Origin of the sequence: uncultured Polaribacter sp., from assembly GCF_947501385.1 — a bacterium.
GTDB lineage: Bacteria > Bacteroidota > Bacteroidia > Flavobacteriales > Flavobacteriaceae > Polaribacter.
The window spans coordinates 1-17892 of the sequence record NZ_CANMVP010000024.1 but is presented as its reverse complement, the minus strand read 5'-3'; the positions used below and the strand labels follow the sequence as shown (position 1 = coordinate 17892).

Genomic DNA, 17892 nt, shown 5'->3' with positions numbered 1-17892 from the left:
CTTTTGCGCTAGGGATAGTAGTGAAAATCCTTTTGTGAGGTACGAGCAAAAGATTGTAACAGCCTACCTTACCGTCAGGCAGGCCCGCTCGAGCGCCCAAAAACTACTTTTAATTTTCTAAACGCTTGATCATTGCTTTCATTTCTTCAATTTCTTTACGTTGTGCTTTAATGATATCGTTTGCTAGTTTTTTAACTTCTGGGTCTTTGATATCTGCACGTTCACTAGTTAAAATGGCGATAGAGTGGTGCGGAATCATTGCTTCCATCCATAAAACATCTCCTACTGTAGATTTCTGATCACGTACTAAACCTAAAGCAGCTATAAAAAGTACAAAGCTGCCTATTAATATAGCTATGTTTTTCTTTTTATCTTGGTACATATTCAACATAAATAGTAACATAATTACCGCCATAGCTGAAATACCTAAGCATACCATATAAAATCGTGTTAAACTAAAGTAGACATGATCAAAGGCATAGGTATTTAAATACATGGTAATGTACATCGCTATAAAGGATGTGCCTAGCATTAAAAAGAATTTTGTGTAATTGCTCATTCCTTCTTTGTTGTTTGTGTGTTCTTTTGCATTCATAATTTTGATTGTTCTCGAGTTAATATTATTTTTTTTTAATTAATTTACAGTAAACGGAAATTCAATATGTACTTTTTCCCAAGTCATACTTATGGTACCTGAATTTTCACTAGTTTTAGTTACTTTATAAGCTAAATGTTCTTGAATATTTTCTGAAATTTTGGGGGTAACTTTAAAGCGAATCACATCGTCTTTTTCATCATATTCATCTTTACCGTGTTGTTCCCAATTTTTGTTTATCATCACCGTCCAATCTTCTTTTGATGGGATGGTAAAAAAACCATATTTCCCAGCGGGTAATACTTCTCCCGCAATAGTTAGCTCTTTGTTGGTTTCTATCCAAGTAGCATTATGCGCTCCAGCTTGCCATACCTTGCTATAGCCAACCAATCCACCAAAAATGATACGATCTCTTACACCTGGTGACGAATAATCGATATGAATATGTGCATCACCAATCATAGCCATGGTTGAGGAATGTGGACTTAAGGGCTTCTTTTTACCTGTTATTGGGCTTGTTGTTTTTTGTTCAATTTCTGTTTGTTGTGTTTTGTCTTGAACTTCTTTTTTAGCGTCTTTGCAAGACATTAAAATGAGAATACATAAAAATAATATGCTTTGTTTCATTTGTTTTTATTGATTAGTTAATAGATTGTGTTCTTAATCGTAATGCATTGGCAATCACAGAGACTGAGCTAAAACTCATTGCTAATGCAGCAATCATCGGTGATAGTAAAATTCCGAAAAAAGGAAATAGTAAGCCAGCTGCTATTGGAACGCCAAGGGTGTTATAAATCAATGCAAAAAACAGGTTTTGCTTGATATTTTTCATTACTTTTTTACTCAAATTATGCGCCTTTACAATACCGTGTAAATCACCTTTTACTAAGGTAATCATAGCACTTTCTATGGCAACATCAGTTCCTGTTCCCATGGCAATACCAATATCACTTTTTGCTAATGCTGGTGCATCATTTATTCCGTCTCCAGCCATGGCGACTACATTTCCTTTTGCTTGCAGTTTTTCTACTTCTTTAAGCTTGTCTTGAGGTAACATGCTCGCTTTAAAATCAGCAAGGTTTAGTGCTGATGCTACTGCTTGTGCTGTGTTTTTATTATCGCCAGTTAACATGATTACTGCAATGCCTCTGTCTTGCAATTCTTTGATGGCTTTTGCACTTGTTTCTTTAATTTTATCACCGATTACGACATAACCAACAACAGATTTGTCAATGGCTAAAAAAGAGACAGTTTTGCCTTGTTTTTGAAAAGACAATGCTGTTTCTTCCATTTCTGAAGAAATCTTCGCATTTGCATATTCCATCATTTTAGGGTTTCCTAAGGCTATTTCTTTGTTGTGAATTGTAGCTTCTACACCTTTACCTGTAACTGCTGAAAAAGAATCAGATTTTATAATTTCTGCATTTTGTTCTTTTCCATACTTTACAGTCGCCTCTGCTAATGGATGTTCACTATTTGTATTTAGTGATACGATGTATTGCAATATGGTACTTTCATTAAAAAGAGCATTGAAAGAACCTACCTTTTCAACAGTTGGTTTTCCTTCAGTAATGGTACCAGTTTTATCAATAATTAAGGTATCTACCTTGTTCATTTTTTCAAGTGCTTCGGCGTTTTTGATCAATACACCATTTTGTGCTCCTTTACCAACACCTACCATTACAGACATTGGTGTTGCCAAGCCTAATGCACAAGGACAGGCAATAATTAACACTGCAATAGCATTTACCAACGCATATACATAAGCGGGTTCTGGCCCCCAAATTGCCCAAACAATAAATGTTATGATAGAAATTAAAACCACAACTGGTACAAAATAACCTGATACTTCGTCTGCTAATTTCTGAATGGGTGCGCGACTTCTACTTGCATCATTTACCATGTGAATAATTTGAGAAAGTAGTGTATCTGAACCTACTTTTTCAGCTTTCATTAAGAAAGATTGATTTCCATTGATGGTGCCACTACTTACTTTATCATCTACTGCTTTATTTACAGGAATAGGTTCTCCAGTAATCATAGATTCATCGATGGTGGTTTCACCTTCTGTGATACTACCGTCTACAGGAATTTTATCACCTGGTTTTACTTTTAGAATGTCGTTCAACTCTATAGCGTCAATACTCACTTCAATTTCTTCACCGTTAACTACTTTGATAGCTTTGTTAGGTGCCAGTTTTAATAACTCTTTTACAGCAGAATTTGTTTTACTATGTGCACGTGCTTCTAAAAGTTGCCCCATTAAAACAAGCGTTAGAATAACGGTTGCTGCTTCAAAATAAACATGTACAGCACCAGTTTCAGTTTTAAATTGAATTGGGAAAACATCAGGGAAAAGCATTCCGAAAACACTAAACAACCAAGCAACTCCTGCACCAATCCCTATCAAGGTAAACATATTTAGATTCCATGTTTTGATGCTTTTATAAGCACGTTCGAAAAACATCCAAGTGGCATAAAATACCACAGGAATAGACAATACAAACTGAATCCAGTTCCACTGTTTTTGTTCTAGGAGATCGTATAATGGGTTATTGGAAATCATTTCACTCATAGCTATTATGAAAATAGGCAAAGTGAAAGCAACGGCTATCCAAAATTTTTTCGATAATTTTTTATAGGTTTTTTCTTCGGCAGAACTATCTGCTTCCATAGGTACTAAATCCATACCGCAAATAGGACAAGATCCAGATTCATCTTTTATAACTTCCGGATGCATTGGGCAGGTCCATTGTTCTACAGTAGTGGTCGATAGGTTTTGTTCTTCCACTAAATCCATTCCACAAACTGGGCAGTCCCCAGCTTTATCGTAGGTTTTTTCGCCTTCACAATGCATTGGGCAATAGAAAGAAGCCCCCAACCCCCCAAGGGGGCTTTTCTTACTCGTATGTTTTTTAACATCCTGACTTCTCCTCTTTGGGGAGGCTGGGTGGGGATTTTTGTGAATACTATATCGTCCACCATCATTTTTTAAAGCTTCTTGAAAGGTTTCAATAGGAATATGGGATTCCATTTCAATGGTTGCTGTTGCTTTTTCTAAATTGACAGACGATTTAGAAACCCCTGCTACTTCTGATAGCGTTTTTTCTACATGACTGCGACAGCCATTGCAAGTCATTCCGTGTATGTGAAAGGTGTGTTTCATTTTTATAAATTTTAATATCAACCCACTAAATTACATTAGCTTCATAAAATTTGTTTTTCTAATTGGGTTCAATTTTTATACAATTTTATCTAAGGGTATTCTATTCCCATCTTGGGAGTTCTTGTATTGGGTCATTGACATTCCTGTAACAATTTTAAACTGTTTTGCCAAATGACTACTGTTCTTATAATTAAGACTATACGCTATTTCTGAAAAATTCAATTGATTTAACTCAATCTGTTCTTTTACTTTTTCAATTTTTAAATTGATACAATATTTTTCAAGAGTGACACCTTCATATTTACTAAAAAGCTTACTTAATACTGAATCTGTTTTTCCTAAATTTTTAGCTAGTTTTGGAAATAAATTGTTTGTGTTGCCTTTCTCAATTTCTTGAATTAAAAATATTTTAATTCTTTCGACCAATACATCAGATGAATTAGTAATTAATTCAAATCCTTGTGCATTTAAAGATTTTTCGAGCTTTATTATATCTATGTTAGAATCTTCTTTAATTTCAACCTTTCCTAGTTGAATAGTTTGAACTTCAATCCCTTCGTTATTAAATAACTGTTTAACAATTGTAGTACAACGATTGCAAACCATATTTTTGATAAGTAATGTATTTACCATAGCTAATTGGTTAAATAGTTAATTCTTAAAGTTTGTACATAGTAAGATTTTACTGCCTCAATTTGATTCATTTGAAACTTTAATTGTAACTCTTGAATATCTAAGACATCATTAAAATCAATGGTTCCTGTTTCATAACTTTTTAGTAAGATTTCCTCCGCGTTTTCAGCTTGCTTTAAATTTTTAGTTTGAATTTTGTAACTTATTCTTGCAGAAATTCGATCGTTTATTGCTTTGTAAAGACGTGTCTCTAGTGTGTTGAAACGTTCTTGTTTCTGTGCTTCAATCTCTTCTTGTTGCAATTTATTTTGTTTTGTTTGAGATTTGTATTTGTTATTAAAAATAGGAATGGAAAGAGAAACCATTGGCATTACAATATCTTTTCCGTTGTCGCTAAAATCCATATTTGGTCGCTGTGCAACATTGATGTAATCTAATCCAAAACCAATCATCGGACTGCTTTCTTTTTGATTCAACAATTCAGATTGTGTTACAGATTGATACAGTTTGTCGTACTTCAGTAATTCAGGGTGCAATGCTAGGTTTTTAGTATTAATTTCAAAGTCTTCTGAAGGAATTGTTAACTCTCTAACAACAGCAACTTGTAAATCTTTATCGCGATTTAATAATTTATTAAAGTTGGTTTGTTCTGCCAAATACTGCTGTATTAAAACTTGTTTTAACTGTTCTAGTTCATTCTGACGCATTTGCAATCGCAATACATCAACCGCTGATGCTTTTCCCACTTCCAGCGAGGTTAATGCCAATGTTTCATAAGTTTCAAGTAGTTGAATATTGTCAATTAAAACCTCTTGTTTTGCTTTATTAGCATATAGATTATAGTACGATTGCGATAGAGAAGCCATTAATTTTCGTTTCGCAATTACGATGTCTTCATATGTAGCATCAGCCAATGAAGCGATATAGTTTTCTCTAGCAGTAATATTACCAAACCAAGGCAACATCTGTTTTACAGATACTTTAAAGCGCTGCGCTCCTGTTCGGGTTTCGGGTTCGCTAACAAAATAACCAACACCAAATTCGGTATTCGGAATCGTATTCGCTTCGTTTACTTTTTCAAAAGCTCTCTTATATTGTAATTCGAATTTTTGAATTTCTGGACTGTTTTTTATAGATGTTTCTATATAATCATTTAGGTTTTGGGAAACTGTAGAAGTTGCAGCAATCAAAATGATGAAGGTCAATAGAAATTGGAAGCTAGAAGCTGGAAGATTGAACATCCCCGACCACTTTTGCTTCTTAAATATTATTGAAATATTTACATACTTTACTTGATTAAAACTACTCATAACTTTTCCAATTTTGATATAATTTGGTCAGCATTTTTCCTATTTTGTCATTTTTTTTAGAAAAATCCACATACTCTTTCTTATCTATATATTTGCATTCCAGTGCATAATCTAACCAATCTTGAGTTTCTGAATTAGAGCCTAATGCAGTAACAAGTTGCTGTTTAAAAACAGCTTCATACATCCGTTTTTCCCAACCTTCACTCATGTTAGCAGAAACAAAGCGTGATGAACGCACAATTTGTGAAGTGAGCGAATACACTTCTTCCTCTGGGAATTTTCTGGTGCGCCAGAAAATATCCATAGCTAAAGAGAAAGCCTCTTTATGTACTGTTAAATCTTTATATGATTTTATCATAATTTTTCTTTTAAACTTCCAACTTCCAACTTCCAATTTCTAACATCTAACTTCTAACCGCCATCTCTGCTTTCCAACTATACAATACAGGAACCACAAATAAAGTAATTAATGCGATTAACATTCCACCAAAACTAGGGATTGCCATCGGAATCATAATGTCACTTCCGCGTCCTGTGGAGGTTAATATGGGTAGCAATGCCAATATGGTAGTAGCTGTTGTCATTAAACAGGGCCTAATACGTTTTTCCCCAGCTTCAACAATCGATGCTCTAATTTCTTTCTTGTTTTCTGGCATGTTTCTATCAAACGTTTGGGTTAGATAGGTTGCCATTACCACACCATCGTCTGTTGCAATTCCGAAAAGAGCAATAAACCCAACCCAAACTGCCACACTCAAATTAATTGGGTGCATTTGGAACAAGTTTCGAAGGTTTTCGCCAAAGAAGTTAAAGTTCAAAAACCAATCTTGACCATACAACCAGATCATTATAAAACCACCAGCAAAGGCTACGGCGATTCCTGTAAATACCATTAAAGACGTGGCTACCGAGCGAAATTGGAAATACAGAATTAAAAAGATAATTGCTAAAGCCAATGGCACAACAACAGACAATGTTTTTTCTGCCCTTAATTGGTTTTCGTAGGTTCCTGTAAACTTGTAATTGATTCCTTTTGGTACAATTAATTCGCCATTGTCTATTTTTCCTTGAATCAGTGCTTGTGCGTTTTCAACAACACTTACTTCTGCAAAGCCATCTAATTTGTCAAAGAGTACATAACCTACTAAAAAAGTATCTTCACTTTTTATGACTTGTGGACCTTGTTCATAACGAATGGTTGCCAATTCACTTAATGGAATAGGACTGCCTTTTGCTACAGGAATATAGATTTGTTTTAAATCTGATGGATTTCCTCGTAATTCTCTTGGATAACGAACACGAATGCCATAGCGTTCACGCCCTTCAACGGTTTGCGTTAAAACCATTCCGCCAACAGCCACTTTTAAGACATCTTGTACCTCTTGTATAGAAATGGCATAACGTGCAATTTTCTCCCTATCAATATCAATTAGTAAATAAGGTTTCCCAACAATACGGTCTGCAAAAACGGCCTCTTGTTTCACACCTTCCACTTGTTTTAAAATAGTTTCTAATTGTACTCCAAAATCTTCAATTTGTTTTAAGTCTTGGCCTTTTACCTTAATTCCCATAGGCGCTCGCATGCCTGTTTGAAGCATTACCAACCTGGTTTCAATAGGTTGTAACTTTGGTGCAGAGGTAACTCCTGGGAGTTTGGTAACTCTTATGATTTCATTCCAAATGTCATCTGGCGATTTAATTTCGGGTCGCCAATTGCGATAGAATTCGCCGTCGTTGTCTTCAATTAATTGATTGTTTGTCACATCGAGCCTTTCGACTGTGCTCAAGACAGGCTCAGTCGAGATGCTAGCCGTTTTGTTCTCGACTGCGCTCGAACCGACAACTATATTTTCATTTTGCACCAAACGACCATCTTTCAATTCAAACAAACCATCTTCATTCACTTTATAACGTTGTCGTTCTCCATGTTCATTCAACATATATTCTGGTTTGTACAGAATGATATTTTCATACATCGACAATGGCGCAGGATCTAGAGCAGATTCTGTTCTACCTGCTTTACCCACAACGGTTTTAATTTCTGGAATACTGGCAACTGCCATATCTAATTGTTGTAAAATTCTTTTGTTTTCTTCTACACCAGAATGGGGCATCGAAGTTGGCATCAATAGAAAAGAACCTTCATTTAAGGAGGGCATAAATTCTTTGCCTGTATTTTTCATAACGAAAAAACCAGCAATAACAATTGCTGTTGGAAGAGATAAGAACAACAGCTTATTGTCTAAACACCATCTTAAAATACGAGTATAATAGGTTCTGAATAATGTAAAGACACCTAACAATCCGAAACAAATAATGCTTACAAAAATAAGATTCCAAAAAATGCTTTTGTCTATACCCAAAGGTCTCCAATATGCTGCCAGAAGAAATACAATTGCCAATACTGAAATGATCCCATCTGCCTTCGGCATCTTCCCAAAGGGAAGAAAATTTAAAGATCTATGAAGATTTATAATTCCAAAAGCAATTAACATAATCCCTAACCAATAACCATATATGATTGCTAGTATTCCAGCTAAAATTAAAGCTGCATTTAAAATGTAACTAAAACTCTTTTTAATGCTTTTTCTTCTGAATAAAAAGGCTGCAAACGGCGGAATTAAGAAAAGTGCAACAATCAAAGATGCTGTTAAGGCAAATGTTTTTGTAAATGCTAAGGGACGGAATAGTTTTCCTTCTGCGCCAATCATTGTAAAGACTGGAATGAAACTAATAATCGTTGTCATTACTGCGGTTACAATAGCACCAGAAACTTCTATAGTTGCATTGTAAACGATTTCGTTTATAGAACGTTTTTCATTCTGAACGGAAGGAAGAATCTCATGGTGAGATTCCTCGTCACTCGTTCCTCGTTCTGTCGGAACGACAACTTGCTTTTCCTTTTCTTCATCGAGATGTCTGATGATGTTTTCTGATAGTATGACGCCTACATCGACCATGGTACCAATAGCAATAGCAATTCCAGATAAGGCAACAATATTCGCATCAACGCCAAAGAGTTTCATTGCAATAAAAACCATTAAAACAGCTACGGGCAATAATCCTGAGATTAGTACTGAGACGCGTAAATTAAATACCATTACAATGATAACTAAAATGGTAATTAAAATTTCTAATGTTAAGGCTTCATTTAAAGTGCCTAATGTTTCTTTAATAAGGGTTGTTCTGTCATAAAAAGGGACTATGGTTACTTGTGAAGTTCTGCCATCTTTTAATACTTTTGTAGGCAAGCCTGCACTTAATTCCTTGATTTTTTCTTTCACATTGTTGATGACTTCCATCGGGTTTGCACCATAACGTGCAACAACTACAGCACCAACAACTTCTGCACCTTCTTTGTCTAATATGCCTCTACGAGTTGCAGGACCTAAAGATACCTTTCCAATATCTTTAATTCTTATGGATGTATAATCTTCAGAAGTGACAACTGCATTTTCGATGTCCTCAATCGATTTTACATAGCCTAAACCACGTACTAGATATTCAACTTGGTTAATTTCTAAAGTTTGTGCGCCTATGTCTTTGTTGCTTTCCTTGACTGCTTTAACAACTTGACTTAAATTAATGTTGTACTGTCGCATCAGCTCTGGATTCACATCAACTTGATATTCCTGAACATAACCGCCAATGGACGCCACTTCAGATACACCACTTGCAGAAGACACCGCATATTTTACATAATAATCTTGAATGCTTCGCAATTCTTGCAAGTCCCAACCACCTGTAATATTTCCTTTTTCATCACGACCTTCTAAAGTGTACCAAAAGATTTGTCCTAAACCCGTGGCATCGGGTCCTAAAGCAGGATTGACGCCTTCTGGTAACAATCCGTTTGGTAAGGAGTTCAGTTTTTCGAGAATACGACTACGACTCCAGTAAAACTCAATATCCTCTTCAAAGATAATATAGATGCTTGAAAAGCCAAACATAGAAGAACTACGAATGGTTTTTACTCCTGGAATTCCCAATAGGGAAGTGGTTAGAGGATACGTAATTTGGTCTTCAATATCTTGTGGTGAACGCCCCTCCCATTTGGTAAATACAATTTGTTGGTTTTCACCAATATCTGGAATGGCATCTACGGCTACAGGATCGCTTGGTAAAAATCCGGTATCCCAATTAAAAGGTGCATTTACGATTCCCCAACCCACAAATAGAACTAATAGCAAAACCGCTACAAGTTTATTTTCTATTAAAAATTTGATGCTTTTATTGAGCATTAGCTTTGATAATTAAACAATTAGACAATGGTGCTAGAAAAACACCGAATACAGAGAATTATCCTTATAACATCACAGTCATAGGATAACACAGTCTATTGTTTAAAATCAAATTAAATAATTCTCGTCAATCTTGTAGATGTCCCTTATGACGAGTGGTGGTTTGTATGCTTCGTAAGAAGAAACATTTTTGTCTAAATTTTCAAAAAGATTAATGTAGGTATAAACAAATGAAGCAATAAATACGTGTTGTTCAAAAGAAATCTTATCAATTTGTAATTGTAATTCGTCTTGACCATCAACTACTAACTGCTTATCATTACAACAGTTCTTTTTAGTAATAGCGCAATCTTCACTTGTAGGAATCCGCATTTCCATTCCACAACCTTTAGCTTTTTTGAAAACAGCCGTTTCTACTAAAGTATCTCCACAATAATGCATATCTATTGTAAATGACATCGTAGAGCATAATACTACAAATGCCATAAATATTGATGTTATTTTATGGAATACTTTTTTCATATCTACCTACAAAGATATAAAATTTTAATTACTCCTAATTTTGTTTCACAGCATTTTAAAGTTAAGTGGTCAATTTCTCTTACATTTCTACTTTTTTAAAATAAAATAAGCACTTTTTGTACGCATTATAATATGTATTTTTATATTTATAAAATTGATATACTTTGTATCAAAAAAACAAGAAATTATGAAAGAATGGATATTCACCAATTTAGAAACACTCAAATTTATATTTGTATCTACTTTAGGTATTTATACTACCGTCATTTTACTGACTAAAATTTTTGGAAAACGTAGCTTCTCTAAAATGTCTAGTTTCGATTTCGCTTGTACAATCGCCATTGGTTCAATCATAGCTTCTACATTGCTTTCTAAATCTGTTTCTTTGTTAGAAGGTGTTTTTGGTTTAACTTTCATTTATATCCTACAAGGAATAACAGCTTATTTTAGAAAATATCAGTTTTTTAGAAATGCAGTAGACAATGATCCTTTATTTTTAATGATTGGTGAAGAAATCCTATGGAATAATTTAAAAAAAGCCAAGGTGACTGAAGGAGATTTGAGAGCAAAATTAAGAGAAGCAAATGTGATAAAACTTTCTGAAGTAAAAGCGGTAATTTTTGAAGCCACAGGAGATATTTCTGTTTTACATTCTTCTAAAAAAGAAACCATTGAAAGTTGGATTGTAGAAGATGTTTCAAAAAAATAAAAAATTAATGTAAACTTTTATCGATAGCGTCATCATAAATTGTAAATAAGCAAAAGAATACTTTTTTCAAGGGCTATTTTTGTAGACAAACAGAATATAAACTTAAAAAATTTAAAAAATGAAATTACAAGCTTATTTAGCATTTAATGGAAACTGTCAAGAAGCACTAAACTTTTACGGGGAATTATTTAATGCAGATGTAAAAAATAGAGTGACGTATAAAGATAAAAAAATGGATGTACCTTCTTCTTTTAGAGATAAGTTGCAACATGCAGAGCTAAAAGGTAAAGGAGTTCATTTTATGGCTTATGATGCTACTCCAGACACTCCTATAAATAATGGAAACCAAATACACATGAGTGCCGATTTTAATGATAAAGAAGAAGCAGAAGATGTTTTTAAAAATTTATCTGAAAGCGGAATTGTGCATCATGAATTTAGAGAGAGAGAATGGGGCTTTTTTGGAAGATGCTCAGATAAATACGGAATTAGTTGGATGGTGAATTCAAAAAACTAATCACTCACATACTTAAAGTTAATTTGATATAATGGATTGCAATAAACTTGTAATCCATTATTTTTGCAAAATCATTCCATGCTATGAAACTCATAAAATTTACAAAAAAAGGAATTTATTGTATTCCTGGAAACTTTTATTTAGACCCCTGGTATCCTGTAGATTATGCAGTTATTTCTCATGGACATGCAGATCATTCAAGACCTGGCAATAAACATTATCTATGTCATAATGATTCAAAAGCAATTATAAAACATAGAATTGGGCAAGATATTTCAATAGAAAGTTTGGGATACAATGAACCAAAAAATATCAACGGTGTGCAAGTGCGTTTTTTTCCTGCAGGTCATGTAATTGGTTCCGCTCAAATTCGATTAGAATACAAAGGTTTTGTGGTTGTTTTTTCGGGTGATTATAAAACACAACCCGATTTTATTTCTACACCTTATGAACCTGTAAAATGCCACGAATTTATTACAGAAAGTACCTTTGGCTTACCCATTTACAAATGGAAAGAAGAAAAAGAACTGCAGACTGAACTGCAAAATTGGGTGTTGCAAAATCAAAAAAACAATAGAACCAGTGTTTTTTTAGGGTATAGCTTAGGGAAAGCACAACGAATTATGAAGTTAATTGAAGGTGTAGATGATGTTTATGTGCATACTGCGATACATAATTTGAACACTGCAATTTCAGGTTCAGGAATTGAACTTCCAGAGACCACATTGTTAAAATATGATTTTAAAAAAGCAGACCTTCAAAATAAAATAGTCATCATGCCTCCAGGGTTATTAGGTTCTAAACTGTTGAAGAAAATTCCAAATGCGGCAACCGCTATTTGTTCTGGTTGGATGCACATTCGTGGAAATAGACGTTGGAAAGGAGTTGATGCAGGTTTTGCCATTAGCGATCACGCAGATTGGGATGGTTTGTTAGCCGCTGTAAAAGCTACAGAAGCAGAAAAAGTATATGTAACTCATGGTTCTCAAGCCGTATTTTCTAAATATTTGAATGAAATTGGAATCGAGGCGCATGAATTAAAAACGGAGTTTGGTGAAGATGAATTGGCACAAAGCGAAGAAGTTAAAACCGAAACTGCATAATTATGAAAGACTTCTCAAATTTAATCAGCGCAATTGAAATCACCAATAAAACCAATGCAAAAATCGATGCCTTGGTCGATTATTTTAAAATCGCCCCAGACAAAGATAAATTGTGGTTAATCGCTCTATTTACGGGAAAAAGACCATCACGACCTGTAAAATCTAATTTAATGAAGAGTTGGGTTATGGAAATTACCAAACTACCAGAATGGTTATTTTTAGAAAGCTATAGTTCCGTTGGCGATTTGGGAGAAACTTTGGCATTGTTATTACCAAACCCAGAACATACGATAGAAAAACCCTTGCATATTTGGATCGATGAACTTAGCGATTTAAAACCAAAATCAGACGAAGAAAAAAAGGAATATGTGCTTGAATCTTGGAATGGATTAGAAGCGCAAGAAAGATTAATTTTTAATAAGTTAATCGGCGGAAGTTTTCGAATCGGGGTTTCTAAAAAAACCTTGGTAAATGCACTTGCAAAATTATCAGGCATTGATGCAAACCAATTAATGCACAGTATTATTGGAAACTGGACGCCAAATACCATTTCGTTTGATGATTTGTTAAATGGAGAACATATTAATTATGACAATTCGAAACCCTATCCTTTTTGTTTGGCATATTCATTAGAAAAAGAATTGGAAGATTTAGGCGAAACAAACGAATGGCAAGTAGAGTATAAATGGGATGGAATTCGTGGGCAAATCATTAAAAGAAAAGAGGAGGTTTTTATTTGGTCTCGAGGAGAAGAACTGGTTACTGAACAATTTCCAGAATTGGTAGCTGCGGTTTCTCAATTAGTAGGTAGTTTTGTAATTGATGGAGAGATTTTAGCGATAAAAGATAGTACAGTACTACTTTTTAACGATTTACAAAAAAGATTGAATCGTAAAAATGTTACTAAAAAATTATTAGAAGACGTTCCTGTAGGTTTGTATATTTACGATATTTTAGAAGTAGATGATGTAGATTTACGTAGATCTTCAATGGAAGAAAGACGTTCTAAATTAGAAAATTTATTCGAACAAAATACCAGCGATATTTTAAAATTATCAGAAGTCATCAACTTTAATAATTGGGACGAATTAGATGCATTGAGAAACGCCGCAAGAAGTTTTAATAGTGAAGGTTTAATGTTGAAGAAAAAATCATCCATTTATCATGTTGGAAGAAAAAAAGGCGATTGGTGGAAATGGAAAGTAGATCCGTTAACAATTGATGCCGTAATGATTTATGCACAAAAAGGAAGTGGAAGAAGAAGTTCTAAATACACAGATTATACGTTTGCTGTTAGAAAAGAAGATAAATTAGTAACGGTTGCAAAAGCATATTCAGGTTTAACAGATGTAGAAATTACAGAGATTTCAAAATGGGTAAATAAAAATGCGATTGAAAAATTTGGTCCTGTTAGAACCGTTAAAGCAGAACTAGTTTTCGAAATTGCATTTGAAGGAATTGCCTACAGCAAGAGACATAAAAGCGGAGTTGCTTTGCGTTTTCCAAGAATGAAACGTTGGCGAAGAGATAAAACCGTTAAAGATATTGATACGATAGAGTCCGTTAAAGCATTAATTGATGCGAGTTAAATTAAACAAAATTTTCAATAGCAATGGGTTTCAACCCATTGTAAAATATTAAAAATCAAAATTGACTTTAGCCAAAACATCAAAATAATTTAAAAAATAATGAATATAAATTTTGGCTAAAGCCATTAATATATTGTACAAAAATTAACATCCTGCTGAAGCAGGATGCAATTAAAGACAAGAATAAACCAACAACAAATAGCTATTTTATTGAGCAACTTTAAACAATCACAAGGTTATAAAATCATAGAAAACTGGATGGCGGATAAAGACCAAATGCCTTTTAGTTTTCAGTCTCAAACTTGGGAACGTTACCATAACAATTTTAGCGGAATGGTCGTCGCACCAACAGGTTTTGGGAAGACTTTTTCTGTCTTTTTAGCAGTTGTGATCGATTATTTTAACAATCAGCAACATTATAAAAAAGGACTCAAGCTCATTTGGGTAAGTCCGTTGCGTTCTTTGGCAAAAGATTTAGCAAAAGCCATGAATACGGCGGTCGAAGAAATTGGATTAGATTGGACGGTTGAGGTTAGAAATGGAGACACACCAACCAAAGATAGAAGGCGTCAAGAACGTTCAATGCCAGATGTGATTTTAACAACACCAGAAACACTTCATTTATTATTTTCGCAAAAAAAGAATTCACGTTGGTTTAAAAATGTAAACTGTATTGCTGTCGATGAATGGCACGAATTGTTAGGCTCAAAACGTGGCGTAATTACAGAAATTGCGATTGCGAGAATCAGAAATCTATCACCAAAAACTAGAATTTGGGGAATTTCTGCAACCATCGGAAATTTGGAAGAAGCCAAAAATGTCTTAATTCCTTATGATGTAAAAACCACGATGATTCGGGCAAAAGAGAAAAAGAAAATCGATATTATTTCTTTGTTGCCAGATGAGGTTGAAGAATTGTCTTGGGCTGGTCATTTAGGGAAGAAAATGAGTTCAAAAATAATTCCGATTATTTACGAAAATACCACTACGTTAATTTTTACAAACACGAGAAATCAGAGTGAACTGTGGTATCAAATTATTATCGATTCAGCACCAGATTTAATTGGGCAAATTGCCATTCATCATGGTTCTATTGATAAAGTACAACGGAATTGGATTGAAGAAGCAATTTCTAAAGGACAATTAAAAGCAGTTGTTTGTACCTCTTCTTTAGATTTAGGTGTCGATTTTAAGCCTGTAGATTGTGTAATTCAAATTGGATCTGCCAAAGGAATTGCACGTTTTATGCAGCGTGCAGGAAGAAGTGGACATTCGCCTTTTGAGCGCTCTAAAATTTATGCAGTTCCCACACATTCGTTGCAATTAATAGAAGTTGCAGCCGTAAAAGAAGCCGTAAAACAAAACGAAATAGAAGCTAGAACTCCCTATGTTTTAACCTACGATGTTTTGGTTCAGTTTTTAGTAACATTGGCAGTTGGAGAAGGTTTTAAAGCGGAAGAGACCTTTGAGTTTATCAAAGAAATTCATGCGTTTCACTATTTAACAAAAGAAGAATTTAATTGGTGCATTCATTTTATCACACAAGGTGGAAATACGCTAAAAGCGTACGAAGAATTTCATAAAGTGGTGTTAGAAGAAGATGGTTTTTACCGTGTGAAAAGCAGAAGAATTGCCATGATGCACAGAATGAATATTGGCGTTATTGTAAGTGAAGTAATGCTATTTGTAAAATTCTTTTCTGGCGGATATATTGGAATGGTAGAAGAGTATTTTATTTCAAAATTAAAAAAAGGTGATGCTTTTATTTTAGGCGGAAAAGTGCTGGAGATGAAACAAATAAAAGACATGACGGTTTTGGTAAAACGTAGCAAAGCCAAAAAAGCCATTACACCCAGTTGGAATGGAGGGAGATTGCCATTGACTTCTTATTTAACGCATTTTTTACGACTAAAACTAAGTGATGCTTTAACGCCGAACAATAGAGAAAGAGAGTTGAAGTTTTTACATCCGTTATTAAAAAGGCAGGAAGCGAATTCTCACATTCCAAGACATGATGAGTTTTTGGTAGAAATGATCGAAACCAAAGAAGGTTTTCATTTGTTTGCCTATCCTTTTGAAGGGAGATTGGTGCACGAAATTATGGCGTCTTTAATCGCCTATAGAATTAGCCAGATTGAAAAAAGAACCTTTACCATTGCGATGAACGATTATGGTTTTGAGTTATTAAGCGATCAAGAAATTCCATTGAATGAAGAGAATATTGCTGAAATTTTCTCGAAAGAAAATTTAATTCAAGATGTAACAGCAAGTATCAATGCAAGTGAAATGGCTTCTCGAAAATTTAGAGATATTGCCGTAGTTGCAGGTTTGGTGATACAAACACAACCTGGAAATCGGAAAACAAATAAAAGTTTACAATCTTCTTCTGGATTAATTTTTAGAGTTTTAAGTGATTTTGAACCAAATAATTTATTATTGAAACAAGCCTATAATGAAGTTTTTGATTATGAATTGGAAAAAGTACGTTTACAAGCTGCTTTTCAAAGAATTTCTGAAAGTAAAATTATTTTGAAAAGAGCAAAGAATTTTACACCTTTGAGCTTTCCTTTAAAAGTAGATAGTTTGCGCGGAACCATGAGTAATGAAGATTTAGGCAAACGAATAGAACGCATTCAAAAGCAAGCCTTGAGATGATAAAACCGATGGTGATTATTTCTAAAAAGATTCATTACAAAGGTGAAATTTTAGAGCTTACAAATCAGCGAGTTATTTTTTGGGAAACTCAAAAAAGCTTAATTTTAAGTGATTTGCATATTGGGAAATCTGCGCATTTTCAAAAAAGCGGCATTCCGATTCCGAAAAATGTGTTAACCACAGATTTAGAGCGACTAAAACAGTTAATTCTTCATTTTAAACCCGTCAATTTAATTATTGTTGGCGATTTATTTCACGCAGAATACAATACAGATTTAGACGAATTTAAAGACTGGCTTTTACAATTCAAAAACTTAAAATTACAGCTGATCAAGGGAAACCACGATCGATTAAGTAATCGTATCTACGAGCAATTTAATATTGAAGTTTTTACTTCTGAACTAAATCTAAATTCTCTAAAATTTGTGCACGATGCCGTTGTACCAACCGATGCATTTTTTACGATTTCAGGACATATTCATCCAGGAGTTTTTATCAAAGGAAAGGGCAGACAACGTATTAAATTACCTTGTTTTCAGGTCACAGAAAATCAATTGATTTTACCAGCGTTTAGTTTATTTACGGGTTTAAATACCAGGCAAAGTTTAAAAAAATGTAAAAACTTTTGTTTTACGGATGATGGGATTTTTGAAATGTAAATATTTTAACCCCAAAAGGGTTTCAAACCCTGAAGGGTCTGATTTAAATTGTTAATTTTGGTTTGTCATTCCTGCGAAGGCAGGAATCCATAGAAAGCCAAGTATAGATTCCTGCCTTCGCAGGAATGAACTGTGCTTAAAAACAAATATTTGGTTGATAATTTTCTATATATTTTTGTTTTGATGTAGCTAC

General features: G+C 34.0%; 14 protein-coding genes. 6 read left to right on the top strand and 8 right to left on the bottom strand.

All coding sequences use genetic code 11. From position 1 onward, the window contains the following. Positions 1-109: 109 nt before the first annotated feature. The 8 genes from Q0998_RS14940 to Q0998_RS14905 form a co-directional block, all read right to left on the bottom strand. Positions 110-595: a DUF305 domain-containing protein gene (locus Q0998_RS14940; protein ID WP_299671180.1), complete on the bottom strand. Its 486-nt coding sequence runs from the start codon at positions 593-595 to the stop codon at positions 110-112. Positions 596-634: 39 nt separating this feature from the next. Further along, on the bottom strand, positions 635-1222 hold the full coding sequence (locus tag Q0998_RS14935; protein ID WP_299671177.1) for a DUF2911 domain-containing protein: 588 nt from the start codon (positions 1220-1222) through the stop codon (positions 635-637). A 13-nt stretch (positions 1223-1235) separates the two neighbouring features. Beyond that, a complete protein-coding gene (locus Q0998_RS14930; RefSeq protein ID WP_299671175.1) occupies positions 1236-3761 on the bottom strand; it encodes a heavy metal translocating P-type ATPase in 2526 nt (841 codons plus the stop codon). A 75-nt stretch (positions 3762-3836) separates the two neighbouring features. Continuing rightward, positions 3837-4394 (bottom strand): AraC family transcriptional regulator, encoded by a 558-nt coding sequence (locus tag Q0998_RS14925; RefSeq protein ID WP_299671172.1) that lies wholly within the window; start codon positions 4392-4394, stop codon positions 3837-3839. Positions 4395-4396: 2 nt separating this feature from the next. Next, positions 4397-5704 carry a TolC family protein gene (locus Q0998_RS14920; RefSeq protein ID WP_299671169.1) on the bottom strand — a complete coding sequence of 436 codons (1308 nt, stop codon included), beginning with the start codon at positions 5702-5704 and terminating at the stop codon, positions 4397-4399. Further along, entirely contained in the window at positions 5697-6062 is a 366-nt protein-coding gene (locus Q0998_RS14915) for a four helix bundle protein (RefSeq protein ID WP_299671167.1), read from the bottom strand. Before Q0998_RS14915 ends, Q0998_RS14920 begins: the two co-directional genes overlap by 8 nt. Before the next feature lie 46 nt (positions 6063-6108). Then, on the bottom strand, positions 6109-9945 hold the full coding sequence (locus Q0998_RS14910) for an efflux RND transporter permease subunit (protein ID WP_299671165.1): 3837 nt from the start codon (positions 9943-9945) through the stop codon (positions 6109-6111). 108 nt (positions 9946-10053) lie between these two features. After that, positions 10054-10431, bottom strand: a complete 378-nt coding sequence (locus Q0998_RS14905; protein WP_299671163.1) for a hypothetical protein — start codon at positions 10429-10431, stop codon at positions 10054-10056. Between the two features lie 223 nt (positions 10432-10654). On the opposite strand from Q0998_RS14905, the gene Q0998_RS14900 reads away from it, so the two are divergent. From Q0998_RS14900 to pdeM, 6 genes are all read left to right on the top strand, one after another. Then, entirely contained in the window at positions 10655-11176 is a 522-nt protein-coding gene (locus Q0998_RS14900) for a DUF421 domain-containing protein (RefSeq protein ID WP_299671160.1), read from the top strand. 118 nt (positions 11177-11294) lie between these two features. Further along, on the top strand, positions 11295-11693 hold the full coding sequence (locus tag Q0998_RS14895; RefSeq protein ID WP_299671159.1) for a VOC family protein: 399 nt from the start codon (positions 11295-11297) through the stop codon (positions 11691-11693). Positions 11694-11776: 83 nt separating this feature from the next. Beyond that, on the top strand, positions 11777-12796 hold the full coding sequence (locus tag Q0998_RS14890) for a ligase-associated DNA damage response exonuclease (RefSeq protein WP_299671157.1): 1020 nt from the start codon (positions 11777-11779) through the stop codon (positions 12794-12796). 2 nt (positions 12797-12798) lie between these two features. Then, positions 12799-14385, top strand: coding sequence for an ATP-dependent DNA ligase (locus Q0998_RS14885; RefSeq protein ID WP_299671155.1), 1587 nt, complete (start codon positions 12799-12801; stop codon positions 14383-14385). Positions 14386-14550: 165 nt separating this feature from the next. Continuing rightward, positions 14551-17040: a ligase-associated DNA damage response DEXH box helicase gene (locus tag Q0998_RS14880; RefSeq protein WP_299671153.1), complete on the top strand. Its 2490-nt coding sequence runs from the start codon at positions 14551-14553 to the stop codon at positions 17038-17040. Next, the gene (pdeM, locus tag Q0998_RS14875; protein WP_299671151.1) at positions 17037-17699 is read left to right on the top strand and encodes a ligase-associated DNA damage response endonuclease PdeM; all 663 of its coding nucleotides are present in this window, start codon (positions 17037-17039) and stop codon (positions 17697-17699) included. Before Q0998_RS14880 ends, pdeM begins: the two co-directional genes overlap by 4 nt. Positions 17700-17892: the final 193 nt, after the last annotated feature.